This is a genomic window from Lysobacter sp. N42 (assembly GCF_004344885.1).
Window position 1 is genome coordinate 119,153 of sequence record NZ_SKFB01000003.1, and the last position, 17,338, is coordinate 136,490.

Consider the following 17,338-nt stretch of genomic DNA (forward strand, 5'->3'; position numbering starts at 1 on the left):
CTGTGGAAAACCAAAGCGAACCGTCTGGCATACTCAATGGCAAAAAGAGAGCGCGAACGGCGAAAGAGAAAGACTTACGCCGAGAAAGCTTGCTTGACGCTGCGCTGGAATTGCTGCTTGAGTCTAACGGGCAATTGCCCACAATTAATGCCATAGCTAGCCGAGCAGGTGTCGCCAAGGGAACCGCGTACTTATACTTCAAAACCAAAGAAGCTATTTATATGGCGTTGCTTGAATATCAATTGCACGACTGGCTCAACGAGATTCGCCATCAACTGCGCTTTGTGCGAAACGACATTGTAGACGGAGTTGTTGAGGCCATTATGAGTTTCAAAACAAAGCAGCCAAACCTTTGGACACTCGCCGCTTTAGGTCATCAACAACTTGAGCCAAATATTGATAAAAAAGCGCTGCTCAACCACAAAACAAAGCTTGCGCAAGATTATCGTGCGACCGCTAGAAATATAGTGCAAACCGCTCAATTGACTGAAAGTGCAGTGGACGAAGCGCAGCGCACATTAATTCAAACTTATGCTTATTTGTTAGGTTGCTGGCAGATAAGCCACCCGCCAGTATCTATAAAGTCGCTTCTCAAAGGCCCTGGGTTAAGTGCGTTGCAACCTGACTTTTCGGTGATGGCGCAGCAGGGTGTTCAACAAATTTGGAGTGGCTTTTTCGAGAGCTTTAGCGAACAGCCTGAAAAAAGCAGCGTACTTGGGCGTTGGTTTAAGAAATAACTTTCACATCGGAAATATGTAAAACAAAAAGGACGAATCATGAAGAAGATTATTTTGGCTGTTGTCATAGTTGCCGCCGTTTGGTTTTTCGGAATCTGGCAGGCAGGGCGCACCGCTATGGGCGTGTTAGAGGAGCAAACAGCACTCGTAAGTGAAGCTACCTCAGGTTTATATGGTGCAGAAATTGAATGGATTCACAAAGGATGGAACTCCGCGCAAGGGGTCATCATTTTTAATATCCCTGATGAAGCTATTCATATTTCACAACCCTTCACCATGGAACATGGCTTTTTTCACTCAACTTATCGTGGGGTGTTGGACGTTCAAACCGAGGATTACAACCTTGCTGACTTCTATGGTGAGGACGGCATTGTAACCACAGGTAGTTTCAGCCTAGGAGGCTTTGCTCTTTCGGTGGATGTCGCGGAGCTGAACTTCACAGAAAACGATGTCACTATCGCTCATGCTCCATTTTCTATCAACGTTTTCGGTGAGGAATCAATCCAACATGTTGATAGCGACATTGAAGGTCTGTCTATCACCTCGTCTTCTATGGGGGAAGTCATGTTTTTTGACGGGATGGAGATGCTTGTAGCGATGGATTACGACAGGAATAATCGTATCACCCATCAAGATGCTTCATTTACGTTGGCGCGAGCAGGTTTGAATTTCGGTGGTCAAAGCGCTTCGATTGAGGGTGTCGAAATTCGTAGCGATTTTAAGCAACAGGGCAGTGGATTTACAGCAGGCCTTACACAAAGTATCGCCTCACTTAATTTCCAAGGATATGACGTTACGGCTCTAATTGAGGCTGAATATGAAGGCGGTGATTTTGAGGCTTATTGGGAATCTTATGAACGGTTCAAAGAGAAAATGAATACTGCGGATTTCCAACAAATGGAAAAAGATAAAAATATGGACGCCATGATGGACGAAATGATGTCGATTTATATGGACGTGGCTTCATCGATGATGACTCCAGAGGCAAAGCTGAATGTTAGTGTGGAAGTTTCAGACAACCCTTGGATAGGTATGGTGGATGTCGCTTTAAATTACACAGGCCCGAACAGAAGCATCGCGTCTATGGAGCTAGAAGAATTGCTTAAATGGGCATTTGACGGAAATCTTGAAGGATCAATTTCGGGGTTACCTCATCAGGCTCAACGCATGATGAATCAACAGTTTGGATTGCGTGCTGATGCTTATCCATGGTCTGTCCTTTACACGCGTATCGACGGATTAAAGATCGATAACCAATTAATCGTGCCGCCTGAAGCAATTCCTACACCACAATAGGTTAGTAATTATCTATATAACCTGATCTGTAAGGGGTTTTTCTGGGCTCAGAAAAACCCATTCTTAAAACCCCAAAAAAAAGATCAAAAAATTGTTAAAAAAGATCAGATTAGGACTAGACGAGAACTCGAATTGTGATAATCTGTACGACCGGTTGACGTCCTGCCCAGGACAAAACAGAGAGCTCTGCAAGTAGAGTTTCCACAGCCGAAGAAAAATAAAAAATAGAATAGAAAGTTGTCAGGGTATTTCAGTAATTTCCCCGTTTCTCAATCACTTAGAAGTATGATGCTGTCGCTAGCGGAGATCTAGCACACGGCAGGTGAGATCGTTCGTACACAGACTTATCCACAGGTTTTCCCTCGTTACTTTATTCAGAAATCAGCCTTTGCCATGAAACATATAGAGCAGTACAGATAGTGAATTGGCTCGGTCTATGGCATTCTATATCTCACACTAAACGGCTATGCAAAACACGAGCATTATGAGCGAAATTCCAGCAAAACCCTTTATTCTTGTCGACGGTTCTTCGTACCTTTTCCGCGCGTACCATGCGCCACCTCATCTTACGAATAAAGAAGGCGAACCTACTGGGGCTATCTACGGTGTGGTGAACATGCTGCGTAGTCTTATTAAGCAGTATCAGCCTAGCCACATGGCCGTTGTTTTTGATGCGAAGGGTAAGACTTTCCGCAACGACATGTATGAGGAATATAAAGCGCACCGTCCGCCGATGCCCGACGATCTGCGTGTTCAAATTGAGCCGCTTCATCAAATTGTCGCCGCAATGGGTTTACCATTAGTGGTGATCGAAGGCGTAGAAGCTGACGATGTGATTGGCACTTTAGCCGTGCAGGCTGAGCAAGAAGGTCGCCACACGCTGATTAGTACTGGCGACAAAGATATGGCGCAGTTAGTTACGGACAAAGTAACCTTAATTAACACCATGAATAACTCGATTTTAACGCCAGAGAAAGTACCGGAAAAATTTGGAGTGAATGCCGACCAAATTATCGACTTTTTGGCGTTAATGGGCGACAGCGTAGACAACATTCCAGGCTTGCCAGGAGTTGGCGAAAAGACAGCTCAGAAGCTTCTGCAAGGCGTTGGTAGCATCGACAACCTATTAGCCGACCCTGATCAAGTAACTAGTTTAAGTTTCCGAGGCGCGAAAACATTACCGCAAAAAATTCGCGACAATGTAGACCAACTTAAACTTTCAAAAGACCTTGCCACTATTAAGCTCGACGTTGAAATGGAGCTGGCGCCCGAACAACTTACTGTGAGTGAACCTGACAAAGAACAACTTGTTGCTCTATATAACCGCTGTTCATTTCGTAGATGGCTCGGTGAATTGTTGGAAGACGGTGAGCAAGCGCCGGAATTACAAGCCGATGCAAAAGAGGGCGAAAATAGCGAGTCTACTGCCGTAAAAATAGATCGTGAAGCGTATGAAGTGGTGACAGAGCAGTCGGAATTAGACAAATGGATTGAAAAGCTAAAGCAGGCTGATTACTACTCATTTGATACCGAAACAACGAGCCTGAATTATATGGAGGCTGAGTTAGTTGGATTGTCGTTTGCTGTCGCGCCGGGTGAGGCATGCTACATTCCAGTTGCACACCAAGACTTGAGCGGTCCGCAGCAATTACCACGCGATAAAGTGTTAGAAGCGCTGAAGCCCATTTTTGAGGACACCGCGGTAAAGAAAATTGCCCAGAATTTAAAATACGATTTACACGTACTGCGAAATTACGACATTCGCGTTCGGGGTATTTTAAACGACACAATGCTCGCTTCTTATGTGTTGAATAGCGTGAGTTCACGCCATGACATGGACACGCTGAGCCTTCAATATTTAGGTCATAAGCCGATTAGTTACGAGCAGGTTGCAGGAAAAGGTGCGAAACAAAAACGTTTCGACGAAGTGCCCATTGAAACTGCAGCACCGTATGCAGCAGAAGATGCAGACGTAACCCTTCGTTTGCACGAAGTGTTGTGGCCTCGCGTAGCTGAGCATGAAGGGCTTAAGCGAGTGCTTTCGGAATTGGAACTGCAGATATTACCAATTCTTGCCATGATGGAACGCAGAGGTGTTTTAGTTAATTCCGAACGTTTAGGAAAACAAAGTAAAGAAATAGAAGAAAAGCTGAAGAATATTGAAAAGGAAGCGTTCGAAATTGCGGGCGAACCTTTCAATTTGAACTCGACAAAACAATTACAAGCAATTTTGTTTGACCAACTCGGTTTGCCGGTGAAAAAGAAAACGCCAAAGGGCGCGCCTTCAACCGCCGAAGAGGTTTTACAAGAGCTTGCGTTGGACTACCCGTTACCGGATCTCATTCTACAACACCGTGGCATGAGTAAGTTGAAGTCGACTTACACCGACAAATTACCACGCATGGTGAATGGTAAAACGGGTCGCATTCATACGTCATATCATCAAGCGGTAACCGCGACGGGGCGCTTATCGTCTACAGATCCGAATCTGCAGAATATTCCAATTCGCAACGCAGAAGGCCGTAGGGTTCGCCAAGCCTTTGTAGCGCCAGAAGGTTACAAAATAGTGGCTATCGACTACAGCCAGATAGAGCTGCGGATTATGGCGCACTTATCTCAGTCTGAAGGATTGTTAGAAGCTTTTGCCAAAGGACGCGACATTCATGCCGCTACTGCCGCTGAAGTATTTGGCGTACCGCTAGAGAATGTAGATAGCGAACAGCGCCGCAGAGCAAAAGCCGTAAATTTTGGCTTAATTTACGGTATGTCTGCATTTGGTTTAGCCAGACAATTAGGTATTGGTCAAAAAGATGCACAAAGCTACATGGACATATACTTTGAACGTTTCCCTGGCGTGTTGGACTATATGGAGCGCACACGCAAGCAGGCAGCTGAACAAGGATATGTAGAAACACTTTTCGGCCGCCGCTTGTACTTGCCAGACATTAAAGCTCAAAATGTGCCACGTAGAAAAGCCGCAGAACGCGCGGCGATTAACGCGCCGATGCAGGGCTCTGCCGCAGATATCATGAAAAAAGCAATGATCGACGTAAGTGAGTGGTTACTTAATGAACCAGCCCCTGGTGAAGTTTATATGACCATGCAGGTTCACGATGAATTGGTCTTTGAAATTCGCGAAGACTGCCTAGACACGCATATTGCTTCGCTTAGCAAACTTATGGAGAACGCCGTAAAACTCGACGTTCCGTTAATTGCTGAAGCTGGTGTTGGAGAAAACTGGGACGAAGCTCACTAGCGCGTTTATTGCGGAGGCGGTGTTCTTGGCTTCTTATTGGCAAGCCAGACGCCGCCAAGTATTAACGCCATGCCGCTTACCTGCCATATACCAATAACTTCACCGTCGAGTAGCCCCAAAAATACCGCAACCACAGGTATAAGATAGGTAACTGAACTTGCGAATACCGTGCTTGCGATTTGTACCAAGTGATTAAACAAAATCAGCGCCAGTGCAGTACCTACCACGCCTAGTACAATAAGTGAGACTAAAGACCACCACGCAGTCGCTGAGTCAAGGCGGCTCACGACTTCTGCAGGCCCCAACAAATATAACGTGGCGATGGGTAATACCATGAGTAAACTTACGCCGGTAATAGTGAGAGGGCTCTGGTCGGGTAAATACTCTTTAATGAGGTTGGTGTTAATGCCATAGCAAATGGTTGCGATAACCACGAAAAGCGCATGAGCATTTAAATTGAAGGAGCCTGTGGCGTTCATAAGAATCAGTATGAGTGTGCCTACAAAGCCGATAGCGAGGCCTATCCCAGTTGTTGCGGTAATTTTCTGATGAAAAATTACAGCGCCAATAATCAGCACGAATAATGGTGTAAGTGCATTGAGCGAGCCGGTAACGCCGCTGTCTACGTTCGTTTGCGCTAATGCAAATAAGAACGCGGGGATCATAGAGCCTGTTAAACCGACCGACAGAATAACGGGCCACTGTTTTTTCTTAACACGTTTTAACCGCACTATGGCAAAAGGCGCAAGCGCTAGTGCCGCGCTGGCTAGGCGAATAGCGGCAACCTCTAGTGGAGGAAAAGTAACGAGCCCTTTTTTTATCAGAAAGAAACTACTTCCCCACACTAATGCGAGGAAAAATAGTTTTAGCCAAGTGGTAAGCGGGTAGTGCTCATGCATCAGTATTGCCTGAGAACCAGCCCATTAAAATGTCTTCGAGCTCTTGTAGCCCGGTTTTTTTCAGGGTAGACAAACACATCACCGAAACGTCACCACCGAACGCGGGTAGAGCTTCCTGTACTTTCATTAAGGTTTGCTTTTTTGCCCCACTTTTTAGCTTGTCGGCTTTTGTGAGTACTGCAAGAACTGGAATATTGCTTTCTACGGCCCAGAAAATCAGGTTTTGGTCGACTTCTTTAAGCGGATGGCGAATGTCCATGAGTACAACTAGGCCTTTTAGACATTTACGGGCTTGTAGATATTCTGACAACGACTTTTGCCAAGCTTCCTTCATGGCAATAGGCACTTTGGCGAAGCCATAACCTGGTAAATCAATTAGACGGTTAGTTTCGTCGAGCGAAAAAACGTTAATCTGTTGAGTTCGACCCGGAGTTTTACTGGTTCTAGCCAAGTTCTTTTGCTTGGTTAGCGCATTGATTGCACTAGACTTGCCAGCATTAGAGCGACCGGCGAACGCTATTTCCATACCTTCGTCGTCTGGAAGGAACTTTATATTTGGGGCACTGGTAAGAAAACGTGCGTTTTGAAAATTTATTTCTGACATACAGTAGCCCTTTTGAGCATTAAAAAATGCGAAATGAGGCTCTATTATGACGGATATCTTATGCCCATCCAACACCTTGTGTTGAATCAGGCGTTTCATATAGCGTAGATTCGTGTAAAATAACGCCGATAGATGGAAAAGCAATTTGATGTGTCGGGGATTCCCGTTCAAATGCAGAGAAGAGAGATCATGAAAAAACTCGCAATTTTATGTGGAATGTTTCTTTTCGCGGGCAGTGCAGTAGCAGCTGGAGACGCGAAACCTGAAGAAGGAATGGTTGGAAATCCAGAAGCTGGACAAGAGAAAGCACAAGTTTGTGCGGCTTGTCATGGCCCTGACGGAAATAGCCCGACAGGCGGCTTCCCAATTATTGCTGGTCAACATGAGCGTTATATTGTTAAACAGCTTATGGACTACAAACTTGGTGCGGAAACCAATGGTGAGCAAGGTCGTTTGAACATGATTATGGCTGGTCAAGTTGCAAACTTGAGCGAGCAAGACATGTATGACCTAGCAGCGTATTTTGCTTCGCAAGAAAACGAAGTAGGTGCGGCTCCTGAAGAAGTGGTTGAGCCGGGTATGGCGTTGTTTATGGGTGGTGATGCAGAGCGCGGAATCACAGCATGTGCAGCGTGCCACGGTCCAAGCGGTTTAGGTGTAGGGCAAGCAGGTTTTCCATTGTTAAGTGGTCAACATCCAGAATACACTCAGTTGCAACTAGAGCAATTCCGTAGCGGTGAACGTGCAAACGACCCGAACGGCATGATGCGTAGCGTAGCTGGCAAGCTTACAGACGAAGACATCGAATTACTTTCTCAATACATTCGTGGTCTTTATTAAGCTCTGTTTGGTTGCATAGCAGCAAAGAGTTTAAAAAGCTTCATAAAAAAGGTTCGCACTTGCGAACCTTTTTTGTGCCTGATTGCTAGCTCACCCAGCTTAGCTATTCAGCGTGCGCTCAATGTATTCACGAATTTGAGCTTCCAGTGTTTCTAGTGGAATACTTCCGTTTTTTAACACTTCGTAGTGAAAGTCGCGAATATCGAACTTGTCACCTAACGCTTCTTCAGCTTCGGCTCTTAAACGCTTAATGGTTAGCTCTCCGAGTTTGTAAGACAGCGCTTGAGCAGGCCAGCTAATGTAACGGTCGATCTCTGTATTTACGTTATGCATGGAAAGCGCAGAGTTGCTTGCGAGGAACTGTACCGCGCGGTCGCGTGACCAACCCATGGCATGCATTCCAGTGTCTACGACCAAGCGTACTGCTCGCCACATCTCATAGCTTAAGCGGCCGAAATCTTCATAAGGTGTGAGGTAATAACCGCCTTCTACACCTAAGTACTCTGCGTACAAACCCCAACCTTCACCAAAAGCTGAAATATAAGTTGAGCGTCTGTAGTCGGGCACATTCTCTAGCTCTTGCGCGAGCGCAATTTGTAAATGGTGACCAGGAACAGCTTCGTGCAATGTTAACGAAGGCAACACATAAAGCGGTCTGCGATCCAAGGCATACGTGTTAACCCAATAATAGCCGGGTGCCGCGTCTGTTGATGAACCTGAATATCGTCCTGTTGTATAGGTTGGCGCGATTTCAGCGGGAACAGCTTCTACACCGTAAGGCTTTCTGGGTAAGAAGCGGAAGAAACGCGGTAGCATAGCGTCTGCTCGCTTTGACATATAGGCCGCTTCTTTCAGCAGGTCTAGCTCCGTTTCGGCGTAAAACTGCGGATCGCTGCGTAAGTAGTCGATAAAGTCTTGGAATGAGCCTTCAAATTCTAATTCGGCAATAATGTCTTCCATTTCCGCACGAATTCTAGCGACTTCCTGCAAACCAATCTCGTGGATTTCTTCTGCCGTTAGGTCAGTAGTGGTGTAGTGCTTAATACGGTTGGCGTAAAACTCTCCACCGTTTGGTAAATTCGTTGCTGCGATGTCTTCGCGCGCATTTGGAATGTACTCGTTCACCATAAAGTCGTGATAACCCAAATAAGCTGGGTTAACTTCCATGCTAATCACCGACTGAGCTTCTAACGAAAGATTGCGAAAGTCAGCTGCCGATAATTGTGATTCAGCACGCTCAATGGGCCGGTAGAAAGTGCTTTCTGTAGGGTCGTTTTTCACATAGGCACGGATACTGTCTGGCATGCCATAAAGTACTACTGCGGGTTGAGTAATACCGGCAGCCATACCCGCTCGCATGTCGGCAATGTATTGGTCGAATGCAGTAGGTATTTGTCGTAATCGCGACAAATAATTTTCTGCGTCTTCCATATTGCGAATATTCACGCCGCTCGCAACATAGCTTAAACGATTATGAGGGCCAGACTCGTTGGTCAGAGGGGTGTAGTGCATGTTGTATTCGTACTCAGAAATCTGATTTTTGAGTGCGTACATAATCATGTCACGGTTAATTTGGTTTTCCGCACTAAGCTGATTCTCGTCAATAGCTTCAAGCTGTTGGTAGAACGCTATACGTGCTTGGTAGCGAGCCTCTAATGCTTCAGGTGACATATCCATTAGCTGTCCGGCTTGCTCTGGGCTGCCGTTGCGCGCTGCATAACCAGGATACTGCATACGATTATATTCCCAAGCTTCATTCGCTAGCTCAGTAAACGCGGTGTTTGCGTTTTCCGGCTGCGCAGCTTGCTGTGTAGTTGTACATGCGCTTAACAGGAGTGTACCTGCTAACGCGAGCGCATAGGTGGAGGCTCTCATAGTGGGTTCCTTTTATTATTGTCGTAACTTCATTGTAAAGTGAATTGCTGAGATTGACTAATGTAGAGGGTTTAGGCAGGATTTATAATAAATGTTATAGCCAATAGACTCTAAATATTCATGTAGTTGTCATAAAAAATCGATTTTTTGTTAAAAAACGCTTGCACTCTTCGATCAGATTGGTAATCTAAGTCCCGAAGTTGCTCGGTACAGAGCCTTATGGACAGGGTTGAAGTGTGTTTTCTAAGTGGGCAACGAATCGTCAACAACGTTAAAAAAAATGAAAATAATAAATGACGTTGAAGACGCGCTGTAATAAACCAACTTGGTGTTGTGCGGTAAGCCCCCTAAAATTTAGGTTAAACAACAACCAACATGGTGAGAGCAAAAAATACGGGAAGAATAATAATGCCAGGAGGCATTTAAATAATAACAATAAGAAAGACGACTCCAAATCTCCGCCGAGAATAAGGAGCTGCTAGACAGCTGAGAAAAAGAGGCGAGAGATTATAAAGCGCTAAGCGTGGGAGCCAAGAATAATAATTATAAAAAGCTATAAGCGACAACCTGTTCAATCGTTTTGATTGCACAAATTCCAGGGGCGATGATTTCATCGCCTTTTTTATATCTGCAATTCCTCTACAGCTCGCCCGAAATAAGATATGATCTAAATAGACATACGCGGACTACTCTCGTATGGAATCCTAGTTTGATGATTCAGGTTTAGATACATGACACGTAGAAAAAAGACACGTAAAACAGGTCCACTCGCCGCTCGTTCGCAACCCAAAATGGAACGCCAACGAGAAGAAGGCAAGCGCGGTAAAGAGCCAGCGCGCACAAAAGGCAAACCTGCAGGCCAACGTCACACTTTGGATGTAAAAGAAAACAGCAAGGCGGGCAAAGGCCACGGCACGAACTCTAAAGCTCAGGAGGATCCTCGAAAAGGTAGTAAGCGGCCTGTCGAGCTTGTGAAACCTGTGCGTAAAACTGCGGAACAGGTTGAAGATGTAACACCTGCAAATCCGCAGGAAGCATTAGAATTCGAATTTGAAGCGCTTGAGAATGACCCTGTATTACAAGAGTTGCTTGACCAAATAGACGAAGGTGAGCAGCTAAGTGCTGAAGACCAGCAGTTTGTAGACGAGCAAATGACAAGGTATCAAGAGCTAGTAGAGCTGCTTGGCATTGAAGACAACGAATTAGACGAGGACGATGCATGATTTGGTGGATTCTCGGTGCGCTAGGCGTAGCTATCATTTTAGCGTTAAGTGTATATGCGGGTATGTTGCTGTCGCAGTTAAGTAAGCAGCGCAAGGAAAACCAAGCCGGCGAGAACAAGCGTGTTGCGTATATTCATGAAAGTATTCTGACGATCGCAAAAGCCATGCAACAAGGACAATGTGATTTGTCGGAAGGAAGTATTCGTATTTCGGTATTGCTTGATAACTTACCAGAAGCCGGTTCAACGAATTTCGACACTCGTTTTCCTGCAATTCATGAGATGTATGAAAAAATTAAGCACATGCCTACGCACGGTGCTAGAAAGGAATACCCTAAGAAAGAAATTCGTAAACTAGACCGGGAACGTGAAGCCCTAGAAGTGGAAATGGAAACCACTATTCAAGCTGACGTTACTGAAGTGATTGCCTTTATTCAGTCGAAACAATAAGTATTCTTCGCTAGATAAACTAGCTTTAGAAAACAAAAACGCCGCATAACCTGAGAGTCATGCGGCGTTTTTTATGCTTTCAACGGATTATTGGCGATAAACTTCGCCATTTTTCATAATGAACGAAATATTTTGCAGCAACTCAATGTTGCTCAATGGGTTGCCTTCTACCGCAACGATATCTGCGAATTTTCCTTCCTCGATGGTTCCTAAATTCTCTGACTGACCTAGGAGTTGAGAGGCAGAGCTTGTTGCAGCACGAATGGCTTCAATTGCGGGCATACCGGCTTCAACCATATATTGGAATTCACGTGCGTTTTCGCCGTGGTCAAACACACCTGCGTCGGTGCCATAAGCAATACGAACGCCAGCTTCATAAGCGCGACCAAACGTACTTTGAATTAAAGGACCAATAGCTCTCGCCTTGGGGCGTACTTGTTCAGGGAAAAAGCCCTCTATTTCAGCCCTTTCAGCAACCGACTTACCGGCAGTAATGGTGGGTACATACCAAGTGCCGTGTTCACGCATCGCTGCAAAAACTTCTTCGTCCATGTAAGTGCCATGCTCTATTGAGTCCACACCGGCTCGAATGGCACGTAACATACCCTCTTTACCATGGGCATGAACGGCTACACGCATGCCGTAGTCACGAGCCGTTTCTACAATAGCTTCCAGCTCGTCCATCATAAACTGTGGATTGTCGCCACTTGCCGCTAAGCTTAATACGCCGCCAGTCGCGGTGATTTTAATTAAGTCTGAGCCTTCTTGGTAACGGGCTCGAACCGCTTGGCGTGCTTCTAACGGACCATTGGCAACACCCTCTGCTGGCGTTGGAGTGTCGACTAAGCCGTCACGAAAGCCATTCGAAGGGTCTGCATGGCCACCTGTGGTTGCAATGGACTTACCGGCGGTGAAAATGCGAGGTCCCTCAATGATGCCACGGTTAATGGCGTCGCGAAGCGCGATACTTGCAGCAAAACTGTCCCCTAAATCGCGGACAGTAGTGAAGCCAGCGTTTAAGGTCCGCTCTGCATATTGCACAGACTGCAAGGCAACGTCGGTGGCATTTTGGGTAAAACGGTTCATGTAAGAGCCGGGACCTAACTGACTAGTTAGATGAGTGTGCATGTCGATAAAGCCTGGCATGACAGTCGAATTTTTTAGGTCAATTACAGTTTCATTGCCTCTCGCCCGTTGAAATCCAGACTCAACGCCCACAATTCTATTACCTTGAATACGAATAGTGACGTCTTCTTGCGGCCTGCTCTCTGTGCCGTCAATAAGCACGCCAGCGTGAATAAGCGTGACTGCTTCACTTTGCGCAAATGCAACTTGCGGTAAAACAAGTGCGGCTAGCGCACCTAAGATTAAGATGAAATTTCGGACCACGGTAACCTCCTCAGGTTAAACTAAGCTTCACCGAGAAATACGTTCATCGTTATACTAGGCTTATAGCCCGTTGCACTGCAACGACAATTAACTGGAAAAAGGAACACTTCGTCATGCTTTTTCGGGGCATTAGAGAAGATATAGCAAGTGTTTACAAACGAGACCCTGCGGCACGTCACTTTTTTGAAGTGTTGACGAACTACCCAGGGCTGCATGCAATTTGGGTTCATAGATTCAGCCACGTGCTTTGGAAGTGGAAGCTGAAATGGCTCGCTCGTTTTGTGTCTACCTTGGCTCGCTGGTTTACCGGAGTAGAGATACATCCTGGGGCTAAGCTAGGGCGTAGATTTTTTATCGACCATGGTATGGGCGTAGTGATTGGCGAAACCGCAGAAATAGGTGACGATTGTACGATTTACCACGGTGTAACACTGGGCGGAACAAGTTGGAAAGCAGGAAAACGACATCCAACGTTACAAGACGGTGTAGTCATCGGAGCAGGCGCAAAGGTGCTGGGTCCTATTATTGTGCATAAAAATGGACGTATTGGTTCTAACGCTGTTGTTGTGAAAGACGTGCCAGAAGGGGCTACCGTTGTGGGTATTCCTGGGCGTGTGGTGAGCTCACCTGCCGATAAAGACGCAAGAGAAAAGCGCAAGGAAATTGCGGAAAAATATGGGTTCGACGCGTACGCTGTGTCGGCGGATAACCCTGACCCTGTAGCAACAGCCATTGGCCGCATGCTTGACCATGTTCACCTTATGGACGAGCGCGTCAGCGAAATATGTTGTGCGGTAAACAAGCTTGGTGGTGACGTTTGCTCTGAAATTCCGCCCATAGAAGTTGAAGACGAAGACTTTGTAAAAGCCGAAAAGCAAGCGGCGAAGTCTAGAGAAAAAGCAATGGACAAGTTTGACCCACAAATTTAGGAATGTAGGCATGTCGGTATATCAAGACAACTCGGAAAGTATTGGCAACACACCGCTGGTTAAATTAAACCGTGTGGTAGAAGGTAATGTATATCTCAAAATGGAAAGCCGTAACCCTTCTGGAAGCGTGAAGTGTCGGTTGGGTGCAAACTTGATATGGGATGCTGAGAAGAAAGGCATTTTAACGGCAGGTAAAGAACTCGTAGAAGCAACCTCTGGAAATACCGGTATTGCTTTGGCTTACGTAGCAGCTGCACGGGGCTACGGTATTACCCTTACCATGCCGCGCTCAATGAGCTTAGAGCGCAGAAAGCTTCTTAAAGCATTGGGTGCAAAGCTGGAACTTACGCCAGCAGAACTGGGTATGAAAGGCGCTATTCAGCGGGCTGAAGAGCTTGCAGAAAATGAACCTGAAAAATATGTTTTATTACGCCAGTTCGACAACCCAGCGAACCCAGAGATCCATGTAAAAACCACGGGTCCTGAAATCGAAAAATCGCTAGGAAAGTTGCCCGACGTTTTCGTTGCGGGTGTAGGAACAGGTGGAACCATCACCGGTGTTGCTACGTATTTTAATACCGAGAAGGGCGGAAATGTTGAGATTATTGCTGTGGAGCCGGAGTCGTCACCTGTGATCACTCAAACTATGGCAGGCGTTGAGCTTACACCTGCACCGCACAAAATTCAGGGCATTGGCGCTGGCTTCGTGCCGAAAAACCTCGATATCTCGTTGGTGAACCAGGCGCTTACGGTGAGCAATGAAGATGCTATGGCAATGGCGCATAGGCTCATGCGAGAAGAAGGTATATTGGCAGGGATTTCAACCGGCGCGGCAGTTTCTGCAATTGCAGACTTGTTGCAAAATAATCCAGAATATAAAGACAAAACCATTGTGGCGATATTACCAAGCTCGGCAGAGCGCTATTTAAGCACTCCGTTGTTTGAGAATGTGTTTAGCGAGCAAGAATTGAACCCATAAATACCGGTAATCGCAGATTTTTCGTCATTGATATGCTAATTTAATTTTTTATAAACACAGGTAGAGGACTATCGACAGCATGGCCCTTTTAGTGATTGTTTTTTTACCCATTTTATTGGCATGGGTGCCTCGATTGACGGAGCGATTCGGTCGCAATTTTAATTTAATTGTGACCCTTATTCCGCCGTTGATCGCTGTCGGCTTGGCTTTCTCGTTTCTACCGTCCGTACTCCAAGGGCAAACTCAAGAAGTTATTCTCCCTTGGCTCCCCAGCATGGGGCTCAACCTCGAGTTCCGAATTGATGCGCTTAGCCTTATGTTTGCGCTTCTTATTTTGTGTATCGGACTGTTCGTGGTTTGGTACGCCAGGTTTTATCTCAGCGAAAAAGACAGCCTAGGTAAGCTTTACACCTTATTGCTGATGTTTATGACCGCAATGCTGGGTATTGTGCTGTCTAACAATGTGCTTTTACTTTTCGTATTCTGGGAACTGACCAGTATTACCTCGTTTTTATTGATTGGTTATTGGCAAGACAATTCAGACGCACGAAAAGGCGCAAGAATGGCGCTTGCTGTAACTGGCGGTGGTGGTTTAGCACTGCTAGCAGGGGTTATCCTATTAGGTGAAATCGCTGGCAGCTACACGCTGACAGACATTTTTGCCATGCATGAGGTGATTATCGCTCACGAGCTGTATCCAGTGATGCTTGTGCTTATCCTGCTCGGAGCCTTTACTAAATCAGCGCAGTTCCCATTTCATTTTTGGTTGCCGCACGCTATGGCAGCGCCTACGCCTGTTTCCGCATACCTGCACAGCGCAACCATGGTAAAAGCGGGTATTTTCTTGCTTGCAAGACTACACCCGGCAATAGCAGGCACAGACTTATGGGTGTTGATTGTGACCTCCACAGGTTTGATAACCATGGTGTTTGCAGCCGCAATGGCGATGTTTAAGCACGACTTAAAGGGGTTGCTTGCATACTCCACCGTCAGCCATTTGGGTTTAATTACGTTGTTATTTGGTATCAGCACCGAAGTCGCAGTGCTTGCCGGTATTTTCCATATTCTTAACCATGCTGCATTTAAGGCAACATTGTTCATGTCTGCGGGCATTGTGGACCACGAAACGGGCACGCGCGATTTACGCGTCTTACAAGGCATGTATAAGTTTATGCCTATCACCGGTATTTTATCGATATTGGCCGGTGCCGCGATGGCCGGGGTTCCGCTGTTTAATGGTTTCTTAAGTAAGGAAATGATGCTGAAGTCGGTACTTCATGTACCTCAGTTTGGCAGTTTTGGCTGGTTGCTACCCGTAATCGCTACGTTTGCTGCCTTATTCTCGGTTTACTATTCAACGCGTTTTGTATTGAATGTGTTTTTCACCGGTGAAGCAAAGAAAACGCCTAAACCGCCTCACGAGCCACCAAAACTCATGTTGCTGCCTATGTTCATTATGGTCGCCATTTGTGTGGTTGTGGGTATCGCCCCACACCTTGCAGATGCGTTCGTGAATACGGTAGGCAGCGCGGTTTTAGGTTACGCCCAAGAGCCTTACCATATCGCAATTTGGCATGGCTTTAATGCGCCATTACTGATGAGCGTGATTGCTTTAGTCGGTGGTTTATTGCTGTATACCCAGAAAGGAAAATTACTAGCTTGGTATAAAAAGCGTAAGCCTTTTAATGAGCTTCATATATTTGAAGGCACTGTAACGCGCATTATGTCGGAGTTTACCCAGCTGGTTACCCGTGTGGAAAATGGCTCGTTACAGCGTTACTTTGCCATAGCCATTGTCATGTTAGTGGCCATGATCGTCTATGCGCTGCTGCCGATAAGCTCACTTTCCGGTTCCGTCGCAATTACAGAGCTCGACATTGTTGCTGCGGTTGCGTCGGTGGTGCTTATTATTGCGGCTTTCGGAACAGTGCTTATTCACCATAACCGATTTGGTGGTTTACTTATTTTAAGTGTAGCCGGACTTATGGTGTCTATACTGTTCGCTCGCTTCTCGGCCCCAGACCTTGCAATGACACAGCTTTCAGTAGAGGTTGTTACTATTATTCTGCTGATGCTGGCGCTCTATTTCTTGCCGCAGCAAACCCCTAACGAGTCTTCTCAAAAACGGGTTTGGCGCGACGCCAGCATTTCTGGTTTGGCGGGTATTGGTATTGGCGTGTTAGCGTACGGTATTCTTACGCGCCCGATAGACTCTATCTCTAACTTCTACCTAGAAAACGCAAAACCAGAAGGCGGCGGTTACAACGTTGTAAACGTGATTCTGGTCGACTTCCGTGGTTTCGACACATTTGGCGAAATTATTGTGTTGGCCATCGCTGGCTTAGGCATCGCGACCTTGCTCAGAAACCTATATTTGCCATTGCCGCTTACTGATAAAGAAGGTAGACCTTGGGACCCAGTGCGACATCCTCCTCTACTGTCAATGATGGCGCGCATGATTTTGCCACTGGCACTGATGGTTTCCGTGTTTATCTTCTTGCGTGGACACAACGCGCCAGGCGGTGGCTTTATTGCCGGTCTAATTACCAGTATTGCCCTCATTTTGCAGTACGTGGCCAGTGGTGTCGGGTTTATACGGGAACGCATTCAGTTTAATTATCCGAATTGGATAGCTGCAGGTGTGCTCATAGCGGCAATTACCGGAGTTGGAAGTTGGTTCTTAGGATACCCATTCCTAACTTCTACCTATACCTACATTGAGTGGCCTATTGTTGGGAAGTTTGAAATATCTTCTGCGTTACCGTTCGACTTAGGCGTGTATTTAACCGTGGTTGCAACAACATTGCTGATTTTGGCGTATATCGGCAAGCTCACCACCACAGCTCGCGTTGACGATTAAGG

At 46.2% G+C, this 17,338-nt stretch carries 13 protein-coding genes; 9 read left to right on the top strand and 4 right to left on the bottom strand.

Annotated features, from left to right (window positions below):
- Positions 1-2 precede the first annotated feature (2 nt).
- The 3 genes from EYQ95_RS08150 (at position 3) to polA (ending at position 5,289) form a co-directional block, all read left to right on the top strand.
- Complete coding sequence (locus tag EYQ95_RS08150; protein WP_111915537.1) at positions 3-737, top strand: TetR family transcriptional regulator; 735 nt, start codon at positions 3-5, stop codon at positions 735-737.
- A gap of 39 nt (positions 738-776) precedes the next feature.
- The gene (locus tag EYQ95_RS08155; RefSeq protein ID WP_111915536.1) at positions 777-2,033 is read left to right on the top strand and encodes a DUF945 family protein; all 1,257 of its coding nucleotides are present in this window, start codon (positions 777-779) and stop codon (positions 2,031-2,033) included.
- 484 nt (positions 2,034-2,517) lie between these two features.
- Positions 2,518-5,289 (top strand): DNA polymerase I, encoded by a 2,772-nt coding sequence (gene polA, locus EYQ95_RS08160; protein WP_111915687.1) that lies wholly within the window; start codon positions 2,518-2,520, stop codon positions 5,287-5,289.
- Between the two features lie 5 nt (positions 5,290-5,294).
- On the opposite strand, the gene EYQ95_RS08165 is transcribed toward polA, so the two are convergent.
- Both EYQ95_RS08165 and yihA read right to left on the bottom strand, forming a co-directional pair.
- Positions 5,295-6,188, bottom strand: a complete 894-nt coding sequence (locus EYQ95_RS08165; RefSeq protein WP_111915535.1) for a DMT family transporter — start codon at positions 6,186-6,188, stop codon at positions 5,295-5,297.
- On the bottom strand, positions 6,181-6,792 hold the full coding sequence (yihA, locus tag EYQ95_RS08170; protein ID WP_111915534.1) for a ribosome biogenesis GTP-binding protein YihA/YsxC: 612 nt from the start codon (positions 6,790-6,792) through the stop codon (positions 6,181-6,183). Before yihA ends, EYQ95_RS08165 begins: the two co-directional genes overlap by 8 nt.
- Before the next feature lie 132 nt (positions 6,793-6,924).
- Between yihA and EYQ95_RS08175 the strand changes: the two genes are divergently transcribed.
- Entirely contained in the window at positions 6,925-7,632 is a 708-nt protein-coding gene (locus EYQ95_RS08175; RefSeq protein ID WP_243699885.1) for a cytochrome c, read from the top strand.
- A gap of 99 nt (positions 7,633-7,731) precedes the next feature.
- Here the strand turns inward: EYQ95_RS08175 and EYQ95_RS08180 are convergent, their stop codons facing one another.
- Positions 7,732-9,507, bottom strand: coding sequence for a DUF885 family protein (locus EYQ95_RS08180; protein WP_111915532.1), 1,776 nt, complete (start codon positions 9,505-9,507; stop codon positions 7,732-7,734).
- Between the two features lie 731 nt (positions 9,508-10,238).
- On the opposite strand from EYQ95_RS08180, the gene yihI reads away from it, so the two are divergent.
- Complete coding sequence (yihI, locus tag EYQ95_RS08185) at positions 10,239-10,730, top strand: Der GTPase-activating protein YihI (RefSeq protein ID WP_111915531.1); 492 nt, start codon at positions 10,239-10,241, stop codon at positions 10,728-10,730.
- Entirely contained in the window at positions 10,727-11,179 is a 453-nt protein-coding gene (locus tag EYQ95_RS08190) for a DUF2489 domain-containing protein (protein ID WP_111915530.1), read from the top strand. The genes yihI and EYQ95_RS08190 overlap by 4 nt, the downstream gene beginning before the upstream one ends.
- Positions 11,180-11,266: 87 nt before the next feature.
- On the opposite strand, the gene EYQ95_RS08195 is transcribed toward EYQ95_RS08190, so the two are convergent.
- Positions 11,267-12,568 (bottom strand): amidohydrolase family protein, encoded by a 1,302-nt coding sequence (locus EYQ95_RS08195; protein ID WP_207916289.1) that lies wholly within the window; start codon positions 12,566-12,568, stop codon positions 11,267-11,269.
- Positions 12,569-12,681: 113 nt separating this feature from the next.
- Between EYQ95_RS08195 and cysE the strand changes: the two genes are divergently transcribed.
- The 3 genes from cysE (at position 12,682) to EYQ95_RS08210 (ending at position 17,336) form a co-directional block, all read left to right on the top strand.
- Positions 12,682-13,497: a serine O-acetyltransferase gene (gene cysE / locus EYQ95_RS08200; RefSeq protein WP_111915529.1), complete on the top strand. Its 816-nt coding sequence runs from the start codon at positions 12,682-12,684 to the stop codon at positions 13,495-13,497.
- A gap of 10 nt (positions 13,498-13,507) precedes the next feature.
- Entirely contained in the window at positions 13,508-14,476 is a 969-nt protein-coding gene (gene cysK, locus EYQ95_RS08205) for a cysteine synthase A (RefSeq protein ID WP_111915528.1), read from the top strand.
- A 79-nt stretch (positions 14,477-14,555) separates the two neighbouring features.
- Positions 14,556-17,336, top strand: a complete 2,781-nt coding sequence (locus EYQ95_RS08210) for a monovalent cation/H+ antiporter subunit A (RefSeq protein WP_111915527.1) — start codon at positions 14,556-14,558, stop codon at positions 17,334-17,336.
- Positions 17,337-17,338 lie beyond the last annotated feature (2 nt).

What these genes read in the sequence shown, in the direction of transcription:
- EYQ95_RS08155 (WP_111915536.1), top strand. Translation starts at nt 777, where the DNA reads ATGAAGAAGATTATTTTGGCTGTTGTCATAGTTGCCGCCGTTTGGTTT.
- polA (WP_111915687.1), top strand. Translation starts at nt 2,518, where the DNA reads ATGAGCGAAATTCCAGCAAAACCCTTTATTCTTGTCGACGGTTCTTCG.
- EYQ95_RS08165 (WP_111915535.1), bottom strand. Translation starts at nt 6,188, where the DNA reads ATGCATGAGCACTACCCGCTTACCACTTGGCTAAAACTATTTTTCCTC.
- yihA (WP_111915534.1), bottom strand. Translation starts at nt 6,792, where the DNA reads ATGTCAGAAATAAATTTTCAAAACGCACGTTTTCTTACCAGTGCCCCA.
- EYQ95_RS08175 (WP_243699885.1), top strand. Translation starts at nt 6,925, where the DNA reads ATGGAAAAGCAATTTGATGTGTCGGGGATTCCCGTTCAAATGCAGAGA.
- EYQ95_RS08180 (WP_111915532.1), bottom strand. Translation starts at nt 9,507, where the DNA reads ATGAGAGCCTCCACCTATGCGCTCGCGTTAGCAGGTACACTCCTGTTA.
- yihI (WP_111915531.1), top strand. Translation starts at nt 10,239, where the DNA reads ATGACACGTAGAAAAAAGACACGTAAAACAGGTCCACTCGCCGCTCGT.
- EYQ95_RS08190 (WP_111915530.1), top strand. Translation starts at nt 10,727, where the DNA reads ATGATTTGGTGGATTCTCGGTGCGCTAGGCGTAGCTATCATTTTAGCG.
- cysE (WP_111915529.1), top strand. Translation starts at nt 12,682, where the DNA reads ATGCTTTTTCGGGGCATTAGAGAAGATATAGCAAGTGTTTACAAACGA.
- cysK (WP_111915528.1), top strand. Translation starts at nt 13,508, where the DNA reads ATGTCGGTATATCAAGACAACTCGGAAAGTATTGGCAACACACCGCTG.
- EYQ95_RS08210 (WP_111915527.1), top strand. Translation starts at nt 14,556, where the DNA reads ATGGCCCTTTTAGTGATTGTTTTTTTACCCATTTTATTGGCATGGGTG.